This is a genomic window from Halobellus inordinatus (genome assembly GCF_024498335.1).
GTDB lineage: Archaea > Halobacteriota > Halobacteria > Halobacteriales > Haloferacaceae > Haloquadratum > Haloquadratum inordinatus.
Genome location: NZ_CP101825.1, coordinates 2,063,816 through 2,085,604 on the forward strand (window position 1 = coordinate 2,063,816; position 21,789 = coordinate 2,085,604).

The 21,789-nt window shown below is 63.0% G+C and carries 25 protein-coding genes; 14 read left to right on the top strand and 11 right to left on the bottom strand.

Translation table 11 applies throughout. From position 1 onward, the window contains the following. Window positions 1-46: 46 nt before the first annotated feature. Window positions 47-355: a transcription initiation factor IIB family protein gene (locus NO362_RS10470; RefSeq protein ID WP_256545189.1), complete on the top strand. Its 309-nt coding sequence runs from the start codon at window positions 47-49 to the stop codon at window positions 353-355. A gap of 22 nt (window positions 356-377) precedes the next feature. Here NO362_RS10470 and NO362_RS10475 read toward each other — a convergent pair whose 3' ends face one another. Then, window positions 378-899, bottom strand: a complete 522-nt coding sequence (locus tag NO362_RS10475; RefSeq protein WP_256545190.1) for a phosphopantetheine adenylyltransferase — start codon at window positions 897-899, stop codon at window positions 378-380. Window positions 900-994: 95 nt separating this feature from the next. Then, window positions 995-1,420 carry a Tfx family DNA-binding protein gene (locus NO362_RS10480; RefSeq protein WP_256545192.1) on the bottom strand — a complete coding sequence of 142 codons (426 nt, stop codon included), beginning with the start codon at window positions 1,418-1,420 and terminating at the stop codon, window positions 995-997. Window positions 1,421-1,480: 60 nt separating this feature from the next. Between NO362_RS10480 and NO362_RS10485 the strand changes: the two genes are divergently transcribed. The 3 genes from NO362_RS10485 to NO362_RS10495 are packed head-to-tail and all read left to right on the top strand — an operon-like array spanning window position 1,481 to window position 4,247. Then, window positions 1,481-2,398 (top strand): extracellular solute-binding protein, encoded by a 918-nt coding sequence (locus NO362_RS10485; protein ID WP_256545193.1) that lies wholly within the window; start codon window positions 1,481-1,483, stop codon window positions 2,396-2,398. Further along, entirely contained in the window at window positions 2,373-3,182 is an 810-nt protein-coding gene (locus NO362_RS10490) for an ABC transporter permease (RefSeq protein ID WP_256545194.1), read from the top strand. Before NO362_RS10485 ends, NO362_RS10490 begins: the two co-directional genes overlap by 26 nt. 3 nt (window positions 3,183-3,185) lie before the next feature. Further along, window positions 3,186-4,247: an ABC transporter ATP-binding protein gene (locus tag NO362_RS10495; protein WP_256545195.1), complete on the top strand. Its 1,062-nt coding sequence runs from the start codon at window positions 3,186-3,188 to the stop codon at window positions 4,245-4,247. 48 nt (window positions 4,248-4,295) lie between these two features. Here NO362_RS10495 and NO362_RS10500 read toward each other — a convergent pair whose 3' ends face one another. Further along, window positions 4,296-5,366, bottom strand: coding sequence for a tyrosine-type recombinase/integrase (locus NO362_RS10500; protein ID WP_256545196.1), 1,071 nt, complete (start codon window positions 5,364-5,366; stop codon window positions 4,296-4,298). After that, window positions 5,356-5,826, bottom strand: a complete 471-nt coding sequence (locus NO362_RS10505; protein WP_256545197.1) for a DUF5805 domain-containing protein — start codon at window positions 5,824-5,826, stop codon at window positions 5,356-5,358. Before NO362_RS10505 ends, NO362_RS10500 begins: the two co-directional genes overlap by 11 nt. 1,337 nt (window positions 5,827-7,163) lie before the next feature. Here NO362_RS10505 and NO362_RS10510 point away from each other — a divergent pair. Continuing rightward, complete coding sequence (locus NO362_RS10510) at window positions 7,164-7,517, top strand: DUF7344 domain-containing protein (protein ID WP_256545198.1); 354 nt, start codon at window positions 7,164-7,166, stop codon at window positions 7,515-7,517. A 67-nt stretch (window positions 7,518-7,584) separates the two neighbouring features. Here NO362_RS10510 and ddfA read toward each other — a convergent pair whose 3' ends face one another. Together ddfA and NO362_RS10520 are read right to left on the bottom strand one after the other, a co-directional pair. After that, window positions 7,585-7,923 carry a DdfA family disk-determining factor gene (gene ddfA, locus NO362_RS10515; RefSeq protein ID WP_256545199.1) on the bottom strand — a complete coding sequence of 113 codons (339 nt, stop codon included), beginning with the start codon at window positions 7,921-7,923 and terminating at the stop codon, window positions 7,585-7,587. 111 nt (window positions 7,924-8,034) lie between these two features. Then, window positions 8,035-8,841: a TrmB family transcriptional regulator gene (locus NO362_RS10520; RefSeq protein ID WP_256545200.1), complete on the bottom strand. Its 807-nt coding sequence runs from the start codon at window positions 8,839-8,841 to the stop codon at window positions 8,035-8,037. A 292-nt stretch (window positions 8,842-9,133) separates the two neighbouring features. Here NO362_RS10520 and NO362_RS10525 point away from each other — a divergent pair, with 292 nt between their 5' ends. Next, window positions 9,134-9,964 carry a TrmB family transcriptional regulator gene (locus NO362_RS10525; RefSeq protein ID WP_256545201.1) on the top strand — a complete coding sequence of 277 codons (831 nt, stop codon included), beginning with the start codon at window positions 9,134-9,136 and terminating at the stop codon, window positions 9,962-9,964. A 62-nt stretch (window positions 9,965-10,026) separates the two neighbouring features. Then, window positions 10,027-10,341: a hypothetical protein gene (locus NO362_RS10530; RefSeq protein ID WP_256545203.1), complete on the top strand. Its 315-nt coding sequence runs from the start codon at window positions 10,027-10,029 to the stop codon at window positions 10,339-10,341. A 317-nt stretch (window positions 10,342-10,658) separates the two neighbouring features. Here NO362_RS10530 and NO362_RS10535 read toward each other — a convergent pair whose 3' ends face one another. The 3 genes from NO362_RS10535 to NO362_RS10545 form a co-directional block, all read right to left on the bottom strand. Next, complete coding sequence (locus NO362_RS10535) at window positions 10,659-12,146, bottom strand: MATE family efflux transporter (protein WP_256545204.1); 1,488 nt, start codon at window positions 12,144-12,146, stop codon at window positions 10,659-10,661. Window positions 12,147-12,455: 309 nt separating this feature from the next. Next, window positions 12,456-13,550, bottom strand: coding sequence for a putative sulfate/molybdate transporter (locus tag NO362_RS10540; protein ID WP_256545205.1), 1,095 nt, complete (start codon window positions 13,548-13,550; stop codon window positions 12,456-12,458). 260 nt (window positions 13,551-13,810) lie between these two features. After that, a complete protein-coding gene (locus NO362_RS10545; protein WP_256545206.1) occupies window positions 13,811-14,497 on the bottom strand; it encodes a TOBE domain-containing protein in 687 nt (228 codons plus the stop codon). A 158-nt stretch (window positions 14,498-14,655) separates the two neighbouring features. On the opposite strand from NO362_RS10545, the gene NO362_RS10550 reads away from it, so the two are divergent. The 3 genes from NO362_RS10550 to NO362_RS10560 are packed head-to-tail and all read left to right on the top strand — an operon-like array spanning window position 14,656 to window position 17,029. Continuing rightward, window positions 14,656-15,549 carry an ABC transporter substrate-binding protein gene (locus tag NO362_RS10550; RefSeq protein ID WP_256545208.1) on the top strand — a complete coding sequence of 298 codons (894 nt, stop codon included), beginning with the start codon at window positions 14,656-14,658 and terminating at the stop codon, window positions 15,547-15,549. Next, window positions 15,546-16,268: an ABC transporter permease gene (locus NO362_RS10555; protein WP_256545209.1), complete on the top strand. Its 723-nt coding sequence runs from the start codon at window positions 15,546-15,548 to the stop codon at window positions 16,266-16,268. Before NO362_RS10550 ends, NO362_RS10555 begins: the two co-directional genes overlap by 4 nt. Further along, on the top strand, window positions 16,265-17,029 hold the full coding sequence (locus tag NO362_RS10560; protein WP_256545210.1) for an amino acid ABC transporter ATP-binding protein: 765 nt from the start codon (window positions 16,265-16,267) through the stop codon (window positions 17,027-17,029). The genes NO362_RS10555 and NO362_RS10560 overlap by 4 nt, the downstream gene beginning before the upstream one ends. 69 nt (window positions 17,030-17,098) lie before the next feature. Here the strand turns inward: NO362_RS10560 and NO362_RS10565 are convergent, their stop codons facing one another. Next, the gene (locus tag NO362_RS10565) at window positions 17,099-17,803 is read right to left on the bottom strand and encodes an SOS response-associated peptidase (RefSeq protein WP_256545212.1); all 705 of its coding nucleotides are present in this window, start codon (window positions 17,801-17,803) and stop codon (window positions 17,099-17,101) included. A 125-nt stretch (window positions 17,804-17,928) separates the two neighbouring features. Here NO362_RS10565 and NO362_RS10570 point away from each other — a divergent pair, with 125 nt between their 5' ends. After that, a complete protein-coding gene (locus tag NO362_RS10570; RefSeq protein WP_256545213.1) occupies window positions 17,929-18,714 on the top strand; it encodes a ribonuclease H-like domain-containing protein in 786 nt (261 codons plus the stop codon). 75 nt (window positions 18,715-18,789) lie between these two features. Beyond that, window positions 18,790-19,473 (top strand): dolichyl-phosphate hexose transferase, encoded by a 684-nt coding sequence (locus NO362_RS10575; protein WP_256545214.1) that lies wholly within the window; start codon window positions 18,790-18,792, stop codon window positions 19,471-19,473. A 50-nt stretch (window positions 19,474-19,523) separates the two neighbouring features. Here NO362_RS10575 and NO362_RS10580 read toward each other — a convergent pair whose 3' ends face one another. Then, entirely contained in the window at window positions 19,524-19,727 is a 204-nt protein-coding gene (locus NO362_RS10580; protein ID WP_256289827.1) for a DUF5800 family protein, read from the bottom strand. A 117-nt stretch (window positions 19,728-19,844) separates the two neighbouring features. Here NO362_RS10580 and NO362_RS10585 point away from each other — a divergent pair, with 117 nt between their 5' ends. Beyond that, a complete protein-coding gene (locus tag NO362_RS10585) occupies window positions 19,845-20,696 on the top strand; it encodes a polymer-forming cytoskeletal protein (RefSeq protein WP_121570471.1) in 852 nt (283 codons plus the stop codon). A 153-nt stretch (window positions 20,697-20,849) separates the two neighbouring features. Continuing rightward, entirely contained in the window at window positions 20,850-21,773 is a 924-nt protein-coding gene (locus NO362_RS10590; RefSeq protein ID WP_256545215.1) for a DUF4349 domain-containing protein, read from the top strand. Window positions 21,774-21,789: the final 16 nt, after the last annotated feature.

The following is a 21,789-nucleotide window of genomic DNA, read 5'->3' on the forward strand; positions in this document are numbered from 1 at the left end:
CGCTCCGCGCGCAGGGTTCTTATGCAGTGGCGACGCACCTCAGTGTATGTACAGCGCCCGGGACCGTGTCGCCAACGAGGAGTGGCTGAATCGGATCGAGCGCGGTGCAGACCGACTGGAGCTCGGATCCGACGCGCGCTCGGTCGCCGCGGATCTGTTCCTCTCGGAAGCCCCCGAAGAAGACCGCTCCAAGCGTGCGATAGCGGCCGCGAGCCTCTATGCGGGCGCGTTGATCGCCGGCGAGGAACGATCGCAATCTCGCGTCGCCGACGCGATGGAGGTGACCCGGCTCAGCGTCCAACAGCACTGGAAGTCGGTGCTCGAGTCGGCGGGGTTCCAACCGCCGTCGTGGTAGAGCGACTCAGAAACGGATACAATCAGGCGTCGGATCGCTCGGACTCCTCGGTGCTCGGTTGCTTCGGGCCGCGGCCGTCCCGCTCCGGCGTGACGTTTCCGTGGCGGTCGATTTCGCCCTTGACGATGCGCGTCGACGAGATGCGCTCGCCGTCCTCGGCGCTGACGTGCTCGACGACCTCGATGTCGAGCGGGTCGTACCCGCGTTCCCGACGGATTTCGTTGATTCGCTCGCCCCCCTCGCGGGTCTCCGGGGACACGATGAGGACGTCGAACTTCTGTTCGGTGGCGATTCCGGTCGGCTCGGTCAGTTTGCGCACTTCGAATTCGCGGTCGTGGGCCGCGGCGAGCGGCTCTAATTCGGCGACGAGATCGTTCTTCCGATCCTCGAACGACCTGACGTAGCGGTCGACGTGGCGGGTCTTCGGAGCGAGTTCGTCGCTCGTCAACCCGACGGTTACGTCGCCTAACTCGAACGCACGCTCGAAGAGCGCGAGGTGGCCGTCGTGGACTGGATCGAACGTCCCGCCCAGCGCGACGTGCATACGCGGCCGAGGTCCTCCCGGGACTTAAACTGGGCGGGTCTCCGTCGAGTACCGTCCGCACCCGGCGATGCAGGCCATTGCACAGAATCCCGGTGTCAGCCGCTTTCGGCGAACACTTTCACCGTTCCCTCGCTCGTGAGCCCCACGTCGATCGGTTCTTCCAGCATATTCTCGCTCGCGACGTCGCCGAGCAGTCCGTAGAGATGCGCGTAGAGTTCGGGCCGGCAGTGGTCGACTTTGAGACCGGCGTCGTCGCCCTGCGCGTAGATCTGATCGACGATGTCCTCGAAGCACGTCCCCGCCGCGACGGTGAACTGCACCGGCGCCCGCAGCGTCTGGACGAGTTCGAGCGTTCGACGCGCCTTCTCGACGTTCGCCTCTGCGGCGCGTTCGATGGCGCTCACGTTCGCGTCCGTGGTCCCCAACTCCTCGGCGACTTCCCGCTGGGTCTTACCCTGCTCGCGTCGCTCTAACACCTCGACCTGTCGCTCTGTCAGGACTGTCGAGTCCACGTTGGCCATACGAAGTCAAACAGATCTGTTTGAGGTAAGTTTATTGGTTAAACATTAGATTTTGGACCGATGGTCGTCGCACCGCCGACTGGCCGGCGCTCGTTTCTCGCAGGGGCCGCGGCGCTCCTCACCGGGACCGCCGGGTGTGCCGGCGTCGTCGGTCGCGACCGGACGACTGCGACCCCCGTCTCGATACTCGCTGCCGGGAGCCTGAACAACGCGCTCGAAAACGGGCTCCGTTCGAGCGTCGACACGCCTGTCCAGATCGAAGCCCACGGGTCCGCAGAGGTCGCCCGCCTCGTCGCGGAGGGACAGAAGGATCCGGACGTCGTCTCCGTCGCCGACGTCGCGCTGTTCGACGGCCCGATGCGACCAGACTGGTACGCCGAGTTCGCGACCAACTCCGTCGTCGTCGCTTACAACCCCGACAGCAACGGCGGGGAACGAATCGCTGCCGCCGGAACCGACTCGTGGTACCGTCCGCTACTCGACGGCGACGTCGAACTCGGGCGGACGGACCCGGACCTCGACCCGCTCGGCTACCGGGCCCTCTTCGTCCTCGAACTCGCGACGGACTACTACGACACTGACCGCGACCTTCGCGATGCGATCCCGAGCCGCGACCAGATATACCCCGAGACGCAACTCGTCAGCCAGTTCGAGACCGGGTCGATCGACGCCGCGATCGCCTACCGGAATATGGCAGTCGAGCGCGGCTACGACTACGTCGAACTCCCGGCAGCGATCGACCTCAGCGATCCCTCCTACGCCGAACAGTACGCGAACGCAACCTACGAACTCCCGAGCGGCAAGGTCGTCGAGGGTGGCCTCATCAGCTACGGTGCGACGCTCCGAAGCCAGACGTCGGCCGCCGCCGACGTCTTTCAGACCCACACGACCGGACCGTACCTCTCGGAGTTCGGCTTCGTGATCCCCGACGACTACCCCACCTACACCGGCAATGTTCCCAGCGAAATCGCGAACTGACTCCGGCGTCGGACGGTTCGACTGGCTGTCGATCACGTTCGTGCTCGGCGCGGTCCTGCTCTGTTATTACCTCCTGCCGCTGGTCTCGCTCGTCGCCAGCCAACCGCCCGACGTGGTGCTGCGCCGCATCACGCAGCCGGACATCGTCTCGGCGACAACGACCTCGATCGTCTCTGCGAGCACGAGCGCCCTCGTCGCGACAGTGTTCGGTCTCCCGCTCGCATACTGGCTCGCGCGCGCTGATGGGCAGATCAAGACGGTGGTGACTGCGCTCGTCGTACTCCCGCTCGTTCTGCCCCCGATCGTCAGCGGGATGGTGTTGCTGACGATCGTCGGCCCGGAGACGCTCGTTGGACGGCTGGCGGCCGCCAACGGACTGCCGCTGACTCGGTCGGTTGCGGGCGTCGTGCTCGCGCAGACGTTCGTGTCGTCGCCGTTTGTCGTCGTCACGGCGAAAGCGGCTTTCGAGAGCGTCGACCGAAGCCTGGAGTACGCCTCGCGGTCGCTCGGCAAGAGCCGCTTTACGACGTTCCGCCGGGTCACGCTCCCGCTCGCGTGGCCGGGCATCCTCGCGGGCGTCACGCTGGCGTTCGCGCGCTCGATCGGCGAGTTCGGCGCGACGATTATGCTCGCGTACTACCCGCGGACGATGCCGGTGCAGATCTGGGTCTCGTTCACGACGCTCGGCCTGGACAACGCGTTCCCCGCGGCCGTCGTGCTGGTCGGTATCGCGGTCGCGACGCTCGTCGTCCTCAACGCCCTCGGACAGAACCCCCTGGAGTAATCGATGCTCGAACTGGACGCTCTCACGAAGACGTACGCTGGATTCGAGTTCGGCCCCGTCGACGCGACCGTCGGCGACGAGGTCCTCGCAGTGCTCGGTCCCTCGGGTAGCGGGAAGACGACGCTGCTGTCGGTGATCGCAGGGATCGTCGCTCCCGACTCGGGGTCCGTGTCGCTGAACGGCCGAGCATTGAGCGGGCGATCGCTCGAAGACCGCCGGACGGGGCTGGTCTTTCAGGACGGGGCGCTGTTCCCGCATCTGACCGCCCGCGAGAACATCGGCTACGCGGCTACGAATGACGGTCGGGTCGACGAACTCGCGACACTGCTCGAAATACGGGACGTCCTCGACCGCAGGCCCGCGACGCTCTCCGGCGGCGAAAAACAGCGCGTCGCGCTGGCGCGCACTCTGGCGGCCGACCCGGACGCGCTGCTCCTCGACGAACCGCTTTCGAGCCTCGATGCGCCCATCCGCCGTCGATTGCGAATCGAACTCCACGCGCTGTTCGACTCGCTGGACATCCCGGTCGTGTACGTGACGCACGATCAGCGGACGGCAACAGCGCTGGGCGACCGCATCGCGATCTTCCGGAACGGCACGATCGAGCAGATCGGCCCGCCGTCGACCGTACTCCGAGAACCGGAAACGCGGTTCGTCGCGACGTTCACCGGGAACGAGAACCTCTTCGAGGGCGTCGCCACCGGCGACGCGACGGTTCGTGTCGGCGACATCGAACTACGGACGAGTGAGACTGTTCCGGCCGAGTCGGCCGTAACCGTCTGTCTGCACCCCTCGCGGATCCGACTCTGTGATCCGAGCGCCCGTCCAGCCGACGGCTCAGAGATCCACCCGACGAACGTGATTCGTGGGACCGTCGACGACTGGCTGAACGAAGGAACGGAATATCGTGTCCACGTGAATGCCGCTGGGACGTCGCTCGCGCTGGTGACGACCGTTCGTCCGCCTGCCTTTGATCGCTTAGCGATCGACGCCGGCGCTCCCGTCCAAATAGCGATTCCGCCGCAAGCCGTCCATCTGATCCCACACGCCCAGGCCGAGTTTTGATATAGCGATATACAATTTACGTGTGTCCGCTCAGACGACGCCCCCAGCTCAGTACAGAGAGTAAATGTGCCGTTCGTAGGTCTCGCGGACCCGATCACCCCAGTTGTGGGTGTAGGTGTCGATGATGTCGCCCCCGACGTCGCCCCGGAGATACTTGACGATCCCTCGATCGCCGGTCCGATCGCGGAGATGCGTCGTGAAGAAGTGCCGAAAGTAGTGTGGGGTGACGTTCTCTTCCGCACCACCGCCGGATCTATGCCAGCCGGCGTCGCTCGCGTGTCCTTCGACGAGGTGATGCACCATATCGGGTGTGAGCCGACTCCCCCAGCTCCCCGACGTACTGACGAACAACGGTTCTGCAGGCGAGCGCGCCGCCGGACGGATCGCGAGCCAGCGACGCAGCGCGACTTCGAGTTCGTCATCGACGGGGATCACCGTCGAACGCTTCCGCTTGTTCGACGCCGTGCGCTCCTCGCCGGCGACGACGGCCCCGGCCGCGGGTTCGGCCGCGACGTAGAGCGACGGTCCACGGCCGTCGAGGTGCGGGCGCGACGTTACGATCCCGTTCGATACAGCGTCGATCGGTGTGTCGTCGTCGAGCGCCAGGTCGCGGAGGTCGAGATTACAGAGTTCCCCCACGCGCATTCCGGTCTTGAGAAGCGCCGTGACGACCGCGTGATCGAGGGGATGCGTGACCGTGGCAAGAAAGTCCCGCATATCGGGGAGTGAAATCTCTCGCCGTGAGGGGTTCGTGTCGATCCGTTCGTCCATCTCCTCTATCACGAGCGTCATCGGATTGGACTCGAACGCGCCGACCTGCGCGAGGTACGCGTAGAACCGGTGGAGGTAGGAGGCGTACGTCGCGACCGTACTGTCGGCGACGTCCGATCGCCGGAGCGAGTGGATCCACGCCATACAGTCGCGATGTGTCGCCTCGGCGACCGAGGTCTGTGACCCGCTCGGAGTCGTCGACGGATCGCTCAGGAAAGCCTCGAACCGACGGAGGACGCGCTCGTAGGCGTCTCGGGTCCGTTCTGACTTCCCGTGGTACGTCATATCCTGCAGGAAGTACGCGATCGGATCTTCGAGAGCCTCGCCCTCGGCGGTCTCAGCGCTCATTGTGCTCCTCCGCCGCGCCGGGTGCGAGAGCGTAGCCGCCGCGCCGACCGCTGTATCGCACGGCGTTCGACGCCTGTAACTCCTGGAGCGTCTCGTCGAGACGGCTCTCGATGTCGTCTGTCAGCGCCGCGAGAAGTTCGTCCCACGAGAGGTACTCGGAGGACGAGAGGATCTCGAGGACGCGACGTTCGAAGCCGTCTTCGGTGTCCTGTGTTGTTGGCCCGTTCTCGGAACTTGACCCCTGGGGTTCGGACCCTCCGTTTGCCCCTTCACCGGATTCTTCATATCCGGGGCTGTTGGGGACCTCGAAGTCGCGGCGGCCTGCCTGCACCATCGTCCGAACGAACTCGCTTTGGCTCATCCCCAACTGCTCTGCGTGTTCTTTCCAGCGCTCTTTCTGATAGGTGGGAACGTACGTCATTACCGTCGCCCGCTCGGTGTCGACTTCCTCGGCAGCCATACCACACCCTGCGTTTGCCCCCCACTTCACTTTACTGTAGATACCAGAATAAGAGAGATTAGATGTGTTTCTGATTGCGACTTTCCGGGGCTATAATCAGGTTATTTGTATTTCTGCAATCTAAAATCTGCAGGATGCTTGTAGCTACACGCCTAAATTCTGACGTTCGTTATAGGTCTTTTCGGGGGATAGGTCGCTTCCAGCAGAGACGATCCAGTACCGAAATTCTTGTTCTGTCGATGCAACAGAATGCGCCCGAGTCAGTCACTCGGATGCGCCGATCGGCCCCCGAAATCTGAATGGGTATCTTCGGCCCGCTACTCCGGGGGTCGCTGCCAAAGATCGGTCTCCCGAGTTCGGTTCGATATACCGACCAGAGACATACTACTTTGGTGGAAACAAGCGGTCGCCGTCACCGGTATCCTGGCCTCGATGACGACGTACTCCGAGTACGACGGGTTCGAGAACGTCCCGTCATCCTGCGGAATCGTCCACTTCTCTACTCCCTGATAGTCTAACTCTCTGGCAAAGCGTGAAACGCCAAACAGTGGTCGTGAGGACCTGACCCGACTGTCTCGCCTTCGTATACGCGCCGCCTCGATAGCAAACAAGCGGTACGTGGCAGCTACCCTGTGAGCGAGAGTTCGGATCGTAGTCAGGGGTATCTTTGATGGCTGTGTGTCGTGTTGTGTGCTCGATCCTACTCCAAGCGGCGTGCCTCGGAGTGGTCGGACGCTCCACTGTCCTACGGCGCGCGTTTCTGGCCGTCCTATCGGCCTGAAAGGACCTCGTACGTACGCTCGGGCATACACGCTCAGGGGGCATTTTCGTACCGACTGCGCCTCTATCAGAGCGAAAGAAGAATGAACGAAGGCTGATGCCGATGAACGGTCTCCCAACGAGTTCTTTGCGTCCTGGACATCGGTGCGATGCAACTACGCTACGCGCAGGCCATACACGGGGGTGCCGCTCCCCTGTAGCCTTCCGGGTTCACGCCTGTCCCCACACAGAGAATTGAGTGACTTCATAACTAGATCTCGCACAATCTGTCCGTATTCTGTGATTACCGTCAAGTAGTGTATAGGATTCGCGTCTGTGCTCGAACGTATAAACTTTATTCCGCTATATCAATATCCTGTCGACCAGAAGTTGAGACTGGCCGTCTCAATGCATACGGTTTTGAGATCATTTTCTCCCAAAATTCGCCCAGATACATCTCGAACCGTCTGCACACTTTGAGGATTCGGGTTAACGACACGAGTATCCGTTAGGTCTGTGAAGTATCTAGTCCGTGTTCACGCGAGCTAACGTCCCAACTGAACATAGTGGGACTACTTATGAGTAACTCAGAACAGCGGATAGCGACCGAGACAGCACTAGAGCTGCTGACCAACCAGCAGCGACGACAGATTCTCCGCCGGGTGGCTGACACACCCGACGGGACGACTGTCGACCAACTCACACAGCACCTGCGAGGGGCGGATTCACTGCAACCCGATGGCAACGGCTCTGTAGAACATCGAGGTATCGAACTTCACCACGTTCACCTGCCGAAGTTACATGACGCGAACGTGATCGAGTACGACACCAGCCAGGGAACCGTGCATCGAGGTCGAGAGTTCCAAAATGTTCTCGCACTGCTTGAGGCCATCGACGATCAGCAAGAAGAGACATCGTCGTTTACCTCCTGATCGTTATTCGATTGAGCAGCCGTCACATAGTCGGGGTCCCGTGGCGTGTTTTGATGGACCACAGTTCCTATCCGTGGTTTTCCTCTCTGAGGTCTCCATCGACGTGGACTTCTATGCTTCCGTTCTCGCTCACCGAGACGGCGGTGTCGGCATACCGGAAGGAGACCGTTACTGATGATGGCTGTCCGTTGAGTAGTGTATCGAGTGCATCCGCATCGAGGGTTTTCTGCAGCGGTGGGAGCTCCGTCGTGGGCCGATTAGTGGCTGCAGCAACTGCTTCGACGACCATCACACTGGGCTGGTCCGACTGCTGCCAGTTGTGACGAACTGTCGGGGGTCTCGCATCTGTGCTGTCGGTCTGGTCGGAGGTCGCCGAGTCGTCAACTCTGTTCGTGTCGTCATCCATTAGCTATCACCAGTTGTCGTGGAAGAAGCGACAGCGGGAGCAACCACCATTGCTTCTGGTCCCGTATATTGAACTCGGGTCTGTATGGGGTTGTTGTGAGTATCCGAGTTACTACTCATTTTGAGAGTCGCGATTGTTGTTGAGCTGCCAGGTGAACAGCGCTTTCAGCACTACGACAAGGCTGTTCGTCTGACCCGCGCCCCAGATAGCGGTTTCGTCACGAGGTTCGGGTGGGTGTTCACCGTTGCCGTCGACGAGCACACTCACGAGCGTCTTATTCTGGTCCACCATAAGGAGGCGACCAGCAGGCGTATCCGACCAGTCCCACACCGATTCGAACAGTTGCGCGTCAGGAACGTCCTGTTCGAGTCGGGCTTCGACGGATTGTGACATCTCTGCGAGCCGAATCGAGACTCCACGGTCGTTGGCGGTCGAGAGGCATTCAGCGACCTCGTCAGTCAGTAGCTCCCCGACAGTCATATACACGGCCTCATCATCAGCGGACGAGATGAAATCCACTACGCGTTCGGTCACGGTGTCCCGGCCGGTTACCGTCCAGACGCCCTGCTGTTCAGTACTGCGATTCACTGATGCAAGCTGGTCGAGCGCGTCTGTCAGGACCGTCACGCGATGGTCGTATTCCTGTTCGAAGTGACGGCCGGCCGTCTCTGTCGAAATGGCCCAATATCGCTGGGGACTCGACTGTTTCACGTCGACGAGACCACGGTTATGAAGCTCGTCAGCTGCGTCGTAGACGCGTGTTCGGGGGACATCGGCAACTTCGCTCACGTCCTGAGCAGTCCCTTCGCCGAGACTGACCAGGGCGACGAATGTCCGGGCGGCGTAGGTACTGAGGCCGAGCGCTTTGAGCTGTTTGACGTCCGTGAATCGTGCTTGGTCGGATGGGTCGCCGGACATTAACTCGTCACCAATCTCGTGAAAACCACCGTGTATGGTGGCTTCTGACGTGTAGCGACAGAGAGGTTGGGACCAAATCTGTGCCTACACGCCACTCTACCCTCCGTGCTACCCGCACAAAGAAGTATTGTGATTAAGTGAGTGAATAGATGAATAGTTCCGATTTCAAGGCGCTCAGAGCACTCAAAATCGAGGTCATTTTGTGATGATTTGGGTGACATCGATAGATGTCGGTGGGACGTACTAAACATCCGGGGCACAAACCAGAAGGTAGCAGTCGAGGTTGGGACCAATGGAAGATGTTTCAAATCAAGACCAAGCGAACGAATTGCTCCAACAACTCGGGCTCAAAGAGTACGAAGCCAAGTCGTTCGTCGCGCTCGCACGCCGACAGCGCGGAACGGCCAAGGACATTAGCGAGACCTCCGAAGTGCCACGGACGCGCGTCTACGACGCGATTCGCGTACTGGAATCAAAGGGGCTGGTAGAAACCCAGCACTCGAACCCGCAGATATTTCGGGCGGTCTCTATCGACGAGGCTATCAACACCCTCCAGTCGGAGTACGCCGAGCGCACCGAGTCACTCCGGAGTGCCCTGACCGGGCTTGAACCAACCGATGAGGGAGACTCGACAGAGGCTACCCACGAGGTGTGGTCCATCTCCGGCGATCAGGGCATTACGAGCCGGACGCGGCAGTTGATCGAGGGAGCGACAGAGGAGTTAATCCTCGTGATCGGCCACGAGAGTATTTTCACCGACCAGTTGGCCGAACAACTGCAGTCGGCTCAGGAACGCGATGTGAACGTCATCATTGGGACAGTCGATGAAGACCTCCGGGCCGCGATTCAGGATGCCCTCCCGGATATAGAGGTGTTCGTCTCAGGATTGGACTGGTTGAGCCGGTCACCGCTTCCAGATGACGATACCGAAATCAGTCGGCTGTTACTGGCTGACCGTGAGGCGATTTTGGTGAGTTCGTTCACCGAAACGAGGGCAGACGGCCGTGAGCACGAACAAGGCGTCTTTGGCCGCGGATTCGACAACGGGCTGGTCGCAATCACGAGACGGCTGATGGCGACGGGATTGCTGTCTGTGAATGATCCCGAAACTGAGGAGACTTAAGCATCTCGTGAGCGTCGCAGAGAACGGCAAATCATTGGCCGGGAACGGCAGACGTGTCCCCGATGGCACCGACTGCCATCTCTCGGCGCGATGTCTTCCGTTCGATAGCTACAACACAGTATCTCGACTGGCCAGCCTACGACTCGACGCCACTGTACGACCAGAGTTCACTACCGGCGCTCACTGAGGATTTCCGGACCGTCTCGGGAGTCTGGTACGAGCACAACGCCCACGACTCGGTCGAGGGGTTCGTCTGTCAGTATCCACTGTCCTACGCGGAGTTCAGTCCCCACGACCAGTACTCCGGTCCGACTCGATACGAGATGTCACAACTCTTCAGGGCGTTCCTGCTGATCTACTCGTCCAAGCCGAGTTGACTGGCGAGTATGAGCACTCACCGGTGATTACAGCGGGCAACACGCTGACGCTGCTGAAGAAGGAAACTGGAATCGGGTAGTGAGGAACTCTATTCGGGTTAGCGTGCCGCTGAGTGGCTACGCTGCTGGAAGTCTCGAAAATTTGCCCATATGATTGAGTGTGTGACAGGAATAGCCGCTTGGAGAGCCATCTAGAGCAGTTTACACAGATCGAATCGGTCAAATTCACGCATCGTAGCCCCGCTAAACCCTCTGTAGTCTCAACTTTCACTTGTCGACGCCTCCGGCAGATCGGTTATGGTCGTCTGCTAGATCAGCTAATCGTCGTCTGCTGGGATGTCGCGTCTCGGCTGTCCGCGGTCGACGACGCCGTCAGTCCACGTCCCACGAAGGAAGTACGCACCCGAGAGCAGCACCATCAGGACGTTCGCCACGGCGATGCCGTACCAGACGCCTGTAGCACCCATATCGAACCAGGCCAAAAGGGCGTACGCCGGCGGGATGCGAAGCAGGATGAGCCCGACGATGCCGAAGATCATCGCCAGTCGAGTGCTTCCACTTCCACGGTAGGCACCTTGGACGACGTAGAACACGCCGAGGAAGACGTACGTCACGCCGACGATCCGGAGGTACTCCGCGCCTGCAGCGACGACGGCGGCGGCCTCCGCACCAGTGATGAAGATGCCGACGATCGCGGCGGCATTGAGGTAGACGAGCACAGAGACCCCGACGAGCACGCCAGCAGTGATCCCGGCGCTCGCGAAGACGGCCCGCTTCGCCCGGTCGGGCTGCTTCGCCCCCAGGTTCTGTCCGACGACCGTCTCTGTCCCGCGTGCGAGGCCGAGCGCGGGGAGCACGACGAGGGAGGTGACCCGGGTTCCGATCCCGAAGGCGGCGACGGCCTCAGCGCCTGCGAGCGCGACGAGCGCCGTGACGACTGTCACACCCAGCGACTGCGTACTCATCTCGATGCTCGCGGGCGCGCCGATGCGGAAGATCTTGCTCACCGTCTCGCGCGTCGGCACGAAGTCCCTCAGCGTGAGGTGGATGCCGACGCGGCCCGAGAGCAACAGCCCGATCGCGATCACGGCTCCGACGCCCCGTGAAGCGATGGTAGCGATCGCGGCACCCTGAACGCCGTACCCGGCGAAGCCCGTCGCGCTGTAGAGGTCCGCCTGAAGCGTAGTGAGGCCGGCGACCTCGAACAGGAGGTTGTTCTGGAACCCGAGGATGAGAAACGGGTCGATGACGACGTTGAGCACGACGCCGAGGAGCATCAGATACAGCGGGGTCCGCGTGTCACCCCAACCCTGCAGCAGCGACTGAAAGATGAAGAACCCGAAGACGAACGGAATCCCGAGAAACATCGTCCGCGTGTACGTGACCGAGAGCGCGAACACCTCGGTCCCGCGCGTTGCACCGATCAACTGGAGCAACCAGGGCGCCAGCGCGTAGCCGATGATCGAGAACACGATAGAGAGGCCGATCACGAACGCGATAGTTTGTCCGGCGACTGCGTTGATGCGGTCCAGGTTGCCCGCGCCCTTGTTCTGTGCGACCAGCACCGTCCCGGCGACCGTGAAGCCCGCCGCGAGCGTGATGATGAGAAACACGATCGCCCACGAAAACGAGAGCGCACTGACCGCGTCCTGTCCGAGCCGTCCGACCCAGAACGTGTCTGCGAGGTTGTACGCCACCTGCAGCAGATTGGTGAGGACGATCGGCAGTGAGAGGACGAAAAGCGGCTTGATCAGAGGGCCGTCCGTGACGTTCACTGCACGGTTCGCTCCGGGACCTCCGCTCATCGTCTCACCAACGCCGTTCGGCGGCGCACCGTCGCACGCTTGCGCATCGATCGCGTACGGTCGGCGAAACCGCTCTTACTGCAGACGGGAGGCGCAAACAGATTGGTTCTTCGCACGTGTCCCCGAGAAAATCGAGACGCGAACTGGCGGACGACACTGAGACAAAATACTCGCTCAGCGAGTATAGCGGTTCCGTTCGGTGAGGGGCTATCGCTCGTACAGCCGGCTTCATACTGTCGGACAGAATGATGTGAAAATCACCGGCGCCCGTGGGTGTCAACATCATTCACGAATTTCTGTCCGATAGTATCAGTCGTCGCGGAACCGCTTGCGCAGCAGATACGCCGCAATCCCGACTACGAACGCGACGCCGACGTTCGTCACGACGCCGAGGACGCCGATGCCGACCGTGAGCGAGAGCGAGTCGGTTTCGAGGCCAGCACGGCCGAGCTCGACGGCGATCACCGCGAGGACGACCCCGAGCATCGCCAGGGGGAACGCCGCGATCGCGCCCACGGCGACGACGGCCGCCAGCGCGTAGAGGATCCCGAGGATGAGATTTGCCCCCGCCGTCCGCGCGCCGAAGGCGTACTTGCCCGCGACGCCACCGCTACCGTGACACATCGGCATCGCACCCAGCGGTACCGCGAGGAGGTTCATCGCGCCCATACTGCTCGCGAGGTCGTCCGCAGAGACGTCCGCGTCGTAGTAATCCGAGAGCAGAAGCGACGTCGCGACGGCCGCGTTGCCGACGGTCATCGCCAACTGCGCGACAGTCGCGCCGATCGAATCCGACGAGAGCCCCGCCGTACTCGGCAGGGCGAGCGCCGCGGTCGGAAGGTGCGGGTCCGGGAGCCCGGTCTGTCCCAGTCCGATGCCGATGCCCACCGCGAGTACGGCCAGCGTGCTCGCCCGTCGCTGACCGATCGCGACGCTGATCCCGACGACGGCGAGTGCGAGGAGCGCGTACCAGACGCCGTCGAGGCTCAACCGGACTCCCGTTTCGAGGAGCACGAGCCCGACGGCCAACTGGACGCCACGAATCACTGGCTGGCCGACGTACCGTTCGATTCGCGCGAGCGTCCCAGTCGCGCCGACAGCGAGGAGGATGCCCCCGGCGAGGAGCCCGGCGAACGCCAGTTCAGACGTCGTCAGCGAACCGGCGATGACGAGGGCCGCGAGCGCCTTCATCGGCTCGACCGAGATCGGGAGCCCGTAGTGGAGCCCCCAGACGACCTGAAAGACCGCAAAGCCGAGCAGGAGCCGTGAAAGCGAGAGGTCCGTGAGCGCCGCGGCGGCGACGACGACCGGGAGAACAGTAACCGAATCTCCTAACGCTCCCGTGAGTTCGTTTCGGGAGAAATCGAGCCGATTACTGTACTGGCCCCGGGCGAAGACGTCCATCACTTCGACAGAGCCCCTCGGGAGATATAACGTCTGGGTATGCTATTGTGGTGCGAGAGGAACTACGGAAGTCGTTTATCCGACCGTTCTTCTCAGCACTCAAAATGACAGATACGATAGAAGATGAGTCACCGAAGTCCGTTCGAACGAACTCACCGACCCTACCGATAGTTTCGGGATGAACAGAAGGTAACCACTTCTAGTTATATCGTAGTAGAGAAATGGCTCAGTCTGAGCAACCAAGACCAGTCAGTCTGCAACTACGTCGAGATACCGCGCGTCGCAGTCGCCTTGAACGAGGCGACCACGTCGCTGCCGGGTTCGAGCCCGAGTTTCGCGCGGCTGTCCTCGGTGACGAGCGCCAAAAGCGGTTCGTCGGCACCGATGTCGATCGCGATGCGAGCGATGCGTTCTCCGGATTCGATACTCTCGACGGTCCCGAGAAACCGATTCCGAGCGCTCGTGTGCTCGGGAACCGGCGTGTCCTCGGGATCGGTCAGCGTCACCGCGTCCGCGCGCAGCGACAGTTGCACGTCGCCGTCGCCCTCGGGGACGAGCGCCCGCACGTTGCCGGCGTCGGTTTCGACAGTCACTAATTCGCCCTCGCGCTCGACGATAGTCCCCGCGAGGACGGTCTCGGCGATGTCGGCGACGCCCTCGAAACCCGTCCGCGTGCGTTCGAAGGCGGCGAGCAGTTCTCTGGCCGTGTCCGTGAGTTCACTCCCACCGCCTCCTGAACCGCCCCGCCGTCGTTCGGCGAGCGACCCGAACGCCTCTTCGAGTTCGACGATGCGACGCTGGGCGTGCGCGTACGACCGCCCCAGAGAATCGGCAGCGTTGTTGAGCGACCCTTCCCGATCGATCGCCCGCAACAGGGCGACGTCGCGTGAGTCGAGCGTCACCCCGTCGCTGCCGATGTACGTGTCGAACGAAGGACGGACGTCCATACCGTTCGGTACGTGTTAGCGAGCAAAAGCGTTATGTCTCCCCTGAGAGAACGATGGTTGTATCTATGTCGGAACAACGTTCGACCGCGGACGATGGAAGACGATCTCGGCTCAGTGGGGCGACCTCTCGACGATCGTTCCTCAAGCTTGGCGCCGTTGTGGGAACCACCGGGCTCGCCGGTTGTTCACAGGTCACCGGCGGTGAACAGAGCCAGCAGGCACAAGCAGGCGTATCCGGTGAAACGCTCACGTTGACGACGACGACGAGCACATACGACACGGGACTCTTGGACGCGATCCATACCGACTTCGAGGAGATGTACGATGTGACCGTGGACGCGGTCGCCCAGGGGACCGGCGCGGCGCTGGAGTCGGCCCGTAACGGCGACTCCGACGTGGTGATGGTCCACGCACGGGGCCTCGAAGACGAATTTATGCGCAACGGATACGGGATCAACCGACGAGACCTGATGTTCAACGACTTCGTCATCGTCGGCCCCGAGAGCGACCCGGCGGGGATCCAGGGAATGGGCTCGGCGACCGACGCGCTCACGACGATCGCCGAGGCGGAGGCGGCGTTCGTCTCCCGCGGGGACAACTCCGGGACGCACACGAAAGAGCTCAATCTCTGGGACGCCGCTGGCACCGATCCCGGTGGCGACTGGTATCAGGAGACGGGGACCGGAATGGGCGAGGCGCTGAACGTCGCTAATCAGCAGGGCGCTTACACGCTCTCGGACCGTGGGACCTTCATCTCACAGCGTTCGGAGATCGACCTTACCATCCTCGTGCAGGGACCGATCGAGGGCGGGCCGGAGATCCTCTCGAACCCCTACGGTATTATGGCAGTGAACCCCGGCGTTCACGACAATGCAAACTACGACCTCGCGATGGCCTACATCGGATGGATCACCAGTCCCGGTGCCCAGAACGCGATCTCCGAATACACGATGAACGGAGAGCAACTGTTCTTCCCGGAGGCCATCTCCGAAGACCCCGACTTCCAACAGTACGTTCCGGAAGGCTGGAGTAGCAACTCGTCCGACGAGTGAGCGTGTCGCTCGAACCGGCTCTACTATCTCCGGCGCTCGTCGACTTTCCCTTCCGGGAGGGATACGTTCGGAGCATCATCTACGTCTCGCTGTACGTGAGCGGGATTGCGGTGGCGTTGAGTACGCTCTTTAGCATCCCTGTCGCCATCGTGATGGGTTTCACCGACTTCACGGGCAAGCAGTTCGTCAAGTCGGTCATCAACACCGGGATGGGCTTTCCGAGCGTCGTCGTCGGGTTGTTGGTTCTCTTTATTGTCTCCAATCAGGGACCGCTCGGCTCGCTCGAACTGATATTCACCAAGGAGGCGATGATTATCTCGCAGTTCGTGCTCGCGACGCCGCCGATCACGGCGATCAGCCTCGCGGCCATCACTGGCGTGAGCGAGAACGTCCGCGACGCCGCCCGCGCACTGGGCGGCACGCGTCTCGACGTCGCGCTCGTCGTGATCAAAGAGGCCCGATACGGGATCGCAACGGCTATTCTCGCGGGCTTCGGGCGGGCGATCAGCGAGGTCGGGTCCGTTCTCATCGTCGGCGGCAACATCACGAGCGCGAGCGGCATCTCCCAGACCAGAACACTGACGACCGCGATCCAACTCGAAGCCCGCCAAGGCCAGTACGACACCGCGATGGTCCTCGGCGCGGTCCTCCTGGCGCTCGTCTTGACAGTGAACGCTGTCGTCGTTCGATTCGGCGACGAGGGATCGGTGAACCAATGATCAGGCTCTCGAACGTTTCGCAAGCATACGGCGAGGAGACCGTCGTCGAAGACGTCACGCTCTCGGTCGACCCGGGCGAAGTCGTCGCGGTTATCGGCCCGTCGGGCGTCGGTAAGACGACACTGCTCCGTATCTTGGCGCTGTTCAACAGACCGACTGAGGGAACAGTCGAACTGGACGGCCAGTCGGTATGGTCGGCCGGCGAAGACGAACGACTGCAGCTCCGACGCCGGGTCGGGACGGTGTTCCAGGAAGCGAGTCTGTTCGACGCCAGCGTGGCCCGAAACGTGGAGTACGGACTCCGAGTGCGTCAGCCCTGGGACGATCGGCTTCGCGACACGCTGTGGTCAATCGTCGGCTCGAACGGAACGCCGAAGGCGGTGACGCGATCCCTCGACGTGGTGGGCCTGAGCGACAAACTCGATCAGCAGGCCCGCTCGCTTTCGGGTGGGGAAGCTCAGCGCGTTTCCTTCGCACGGGCGTTAGCGTACGACCCGTCGTATCTCCTCCTCGACGAGCCGACTTCGGATCTCGATCCTCGGAACACGGGTGTGATCGAGGAGGCGGTTCTGGAAGCCCGCGACCGCGGCATCGGCGTCGTCGTCGCGACCCACGATATGCACCAGGCCGAACGCATCGCCGATCGGGTCGGGGTGTTGCTCGGCGACGGATTCACCGAGATCGGCCCCACTGAGACGATCTTCGAGAACCCGACAGACGACCGCACTCAGCAGTTCATCTCCGGCGAACTCGTGTACTGACCGCCTACGTCCCTGCTGACTCTGCCGTCATCGACGGCGGCCCTCCACGCTCTCTACGTTCTGTGTTTCTCAGACCGGCTCGATCAGCGCTGGGGCGTCGTTCGCGGGACTGTTCACGCGCGTCGAGACCGGATACGCCTCCCACTCGTCGCCCGGAGACGGATCGAGGAGTTCGGCCGCTTCCTCGACGTCGCCGTGGAGCCACGTCGCCTCCTCGTCGGGGTCGAGCACGACAGCCATCCGGTGATGGAGGTCGGCGACGACGTCGTTCGGCTCGGTCGTGACGATAGTGAATGATTCGACGGCGTCGTCGCCGTCGGACTCGGCGCTGCTCCCGCCGCCGAAATCGCCCAATCCGGTCAGGGTGTGTGACGGCTCCCAGCGCTCCCACAGCCCCGCCATCGCGAACGGCCGGTCGTCGGCGAATGCGACCCGGTAGGGCTGCTTTGCGTCACCCTCCTCCACCCACTCGTAGAACCCGTCGGCGGGGACGAGACACCGACGACGCTCGTAGGCCGCCTCGAAACTGGGTTTCTCTGCGAGCGTCTCCGCGCGCGCGTTGATCAGGTCGTTACCGATGCCCTCGTCGTCGGCCCACGAGGGGACCAGCCCCCATTTGAACCGCCGAAAGCGATCCCGGTCGTCGTTCGTGAGGACCGGCAGGGACTGCCCGGGCGCGCAGTTGTACCGCGGCTCCGGTGGCTCCTCGAACGTCGCGTCGAAGCGCGACGCCAGTTCTTCGGCGGGGGTAAAGAGCGTGTAACGACCGCACATACGCGTCGATGGGTGCGAGCCCTCAAAACGACCCCGGCCGTGTCGTCGCCGTTTCTGCTTTCCCACTAGCGCACCGGCCGCCGGCCCTCGAAGGGTTTAGGCGGCCGCCGCTCTCTCACCCGAGTATGCGTATCGAGAACAGTTTCGTCCCCGCGAGCGGAGTCGGCGCGAAGCGCGAGCGCTCGCTGTGGGAGTCCGGCATCCTCACCTGGGAGGAGTTCGACCCCGCACGCGCGCCGCTCGGCGAGAAGACGGGCGAACGAGTGGAGTCGTTCGTCGCGGAGGCCCTGGAACGACTCGACGACGGCGACGTGCGCTACTTCGGCGAGCAGTTCCCCTCCGGTGAGACCTGGCGGTTCTACGAGAATTTCCGCGACGACGCGCTCTTTTTCGACATCGAGACCACCGGCCTCGACTCCGGTCGGGAGAACGTCACCACCGTCTCGTTCACGCAGGGCGGTGAGACGACGACGTTCGTCCGCGGCGAGGACCTGACAGCCGCGGCGCTTCGCGAGCAGTTCCGCGACGCCCCGCTCGTCGTCTCGTTTAACGGCAAGCAGTTCGACGTCCCCTTCCTCGAAGACAACTTCGAGCTCTCGGTCGACGCGCCCCATCTCGACCTGATGTACTCTTGCCGCCGCATCGACCTGACGGGCGGCTTGAAATCCATCGAAAAACAGATCGGGATCGATCGGGACCGTCCGGACCTCTCGGGCCGCGATGCAGTCCGCCTGTGGTACCAGTACGAACGCGACGGCGACGACGACGCCCTCGACACGCTCGTCTCGTACAACCGCGACGACACCGAGAACCTCCAGAACCTCGCCGACGTCGTCGCCCGCCGTCTGCACGACGATTTGCTCGGGGCTGTTGCGGACGAATCACCCGGAATCCCGGACCCGCTCGCGTAGCTCTCCGTTCTCGCTCTCAGATGATGTTTTTGGCGAACCTAAAAGTACAAATACTCCGGACTGATACGACCGGTAATGAGCGAGTACACCTTCGACGATCTCGCGGTCGTGATGGGCACCTACAACGAGGAGGAAGCGATCGACACGGTGCTGTCGGACATCGAGAAGATCACCGACGGTCGCGCAGAAGTCGTCTGCGTCGACAGTTCGAGCGACCGAACGCCCGAAATCGCCCGGGAGCACGGCGCGACCGTGATCGAACAGCCGCCGATGGGGTACGGCTACGCCGTTCGCGAGGCGGTTCTCACGCCTGAGCGTCCGGTCGTCGTCACGACCGACTGCGACGACACCTACCCGATGGAACGGCTCCCGCAGTTTCTGGACCTGATCAACGAGGGCTACGACGTCGTCTCCGGCGACCGCCTGTACTACGGCGCCGACGCGATGCCCGGTCTCAACCGGCTCGGTAACGCCGCGTTCGCGGTTCTCGCGTCGGTACTGATGGGCGAACGCGTCCACGACACCACGACCGGGATGCGGGCGTACCGGCGCGAACTCCTCCACGAGATCGAGTGGACCGAGAACACGGGGCTCTCTGCGGAACTGCTGATGCGACCGCTGATGCGCGGCTACGAGATCCGCGAGGAGCCGATCCCGTACCGCGAGCGCGCCGGCGAGACCAAACTCGACCCGTTCGGCGGCGGCGCGGCCATCGCGAAGTCGATCGTGAAGGTGGCGCTCGAAGAACGATTCGGGTGAGAACGAGGCGGCGGAGCGGTCGCGTCGCGGTCGCGAGGGAGTCGACGGACCTACGCTGACCGGAGAATGTCGGCGATCCGTCGCGGCTCGCCGCTCAGAGAGGGACTCTCCTCGACGATCTGCAGCACTTCGTGGTCCGTCACGTCGGGGTAGGACTTCTCGGTCGCCTCCTCGATCAGCTCTTTCTCCAGGCGGAATTCGGTCCCTTCGTAGACGACGTCGACGCCCTCCTCATCGAACGAGAGTACAGTCATAGCTCCCCGTAGTCGGTCCCGGAGTAAAAGCCCATCAGTCCGGCGGAGAGAAGACGGCCGCTCGTCGGACGATCGTCTGACGCGCCGTTTATTATGCCGGGTGTGTTGATGCGGAGTGTGGCACTCGGTCAGGACCCGTTCGACGCGCTAGAGATCCCAGACGGCACGACCGTCGAGGAGCACGATCTCGTTACCGACGGGGACATCGTGGTCGGCGGGCAGAGCACCGTCGAGTTCGGCGTCAGAGGGCGGAACGTCCTCGCGGGCGAGCGCGTCACTTTCGGCGGCGACATCGAGGCCGAGGGCGACTGTCGCCTCGACGTCTGGTGTGACGTCGCCGGCAACGTCCTCGTCGGCGAGGACGCCTACCTCGGCGAACGCGTCCACGTCAGCGGCCGGCTGATGGTCTCCGGCGACCTGGACATCGGCGACGACGTCGACATCGAGGAAGGGTTCGAGGCCAACGGCTGGATCGTCATCCGGAATCCGGTCCCGACACTGGTCTTCTACTTCGTCGTCCTGTCGCAACTCCTCCGTCTCGGTGAGAACGAGGCGGCCGACGAACTCGCGGACGCGCTCTCCGGCGACAGCGAAGACGATCCGCTCGTGATCCCGCGCGGTTCGACCGTCTCCGACGACGCCTGGCAGGCGTCGACGCCGGCGACGATCGGAGACGAGTGCCGACTCCACGGCAACGTCCGCGCGGAGACGATCACGGTCGGGGAAGACAACAACATCTTCGGGAGCCTGCGCGCCCGCGGGGACATCACCGTCGGCGAGGGAACGCGCGTCCACGGCGACGTGACGACCCGCGACGGCACCGTCACGATCGCCGACGGCGCTCGCGTCCTCGGTGACGTCTCCTGCTCGGATCTCGAACTCCACGACGGCGGCGACGTCGACGGGACGATTCGTGCGTCCGGCGATATGCGACTGATACGCTCGGACGGCTCTCGCGACGCCGAATAGCCGGGCGCGCGCCGTTTGGGCCGTATCTCCCACCCGAACACCGCTTTTGCGCAGTCCTTCGTAACCCACCATTCTGACCCACCGCTCGAAACTCAAACACCCCTTTGTGCCACCGGCGCGCCTTTCCGTCGGTCTGTCGTACTCGAACTCGAAATGGTATCGAGACGCACACTCGCGGCGCTCGCGATCGTCGGACTCGTCGCCCTCGCCGGGTGCGGCGCGTCGACCGGCGGCGGCGACGGCGGCGCGGGCGGAGGGGTCGAACAGGCGACGGAGATCGCAGCCGACACGGGCGCGCGGGCGACGGGCACGCCCGCAGCGACCCAAGCGCCAGAGGAGGCTGGCAGCGGCGCGTCGGATGACGTCGCGATGCCGACCGACCGCGCGATAATCCGCACGGGCACCGTCGCCGTCGAAGTCGACGACTTCGGGGCCGCGCAGTCGAACCTCACTACGACCGTCGAGGGCTACGGCGGCTACGTCAGCGACACCCGGCAGGACCGCAGACAGATCGGCAACGAGACGTGGATCCGCGGCGAGATGGTGCTCCGCGTGCCGAGCGAGGAGTTCGACGCCCTCGTCGCGGACGCCCAGGGACTCGGCGAGGTGCAGTCCGTCGAAGTGAACTCCCGCGACGTGACCGACCAACTCGTCGACATCGAGGCCCGCCTCGAAAATCTCCGCGCCGAGCGCGACCGCCTCCGGGAACTCTACCAGCAGGCGAACGACACCGAGGACGTCCTCGCCGTCCAGCGCGAACTCTCGGACGTGCAGGGTGAGATCGAACGCCTGGAAGCGCGACAGCAGAACCTCCAGCGACAGGTCGCGTACTCGACGCTGACCGTTCGGCTCGAAGAACCTCGCCCGACGCCGAATCGCGTCGCACCCGACCGCTGGTACGATACGCCCGTGCTATCGGCGTTTATGCAGTCGGTCGACGGCGTCGTCATCGTCGCCCGCGCGCTCGTCGTCGGCTTCGCGTTCGCGCTGCCGTACCTGATCGCGTTCGCGCTGCCGGTCCTCGTCGTCGCCGGCCTCATCTGGCGGGTCGGCCGCCGCTATCTGGCGACTGGATGATAAGCGACGGACCGCG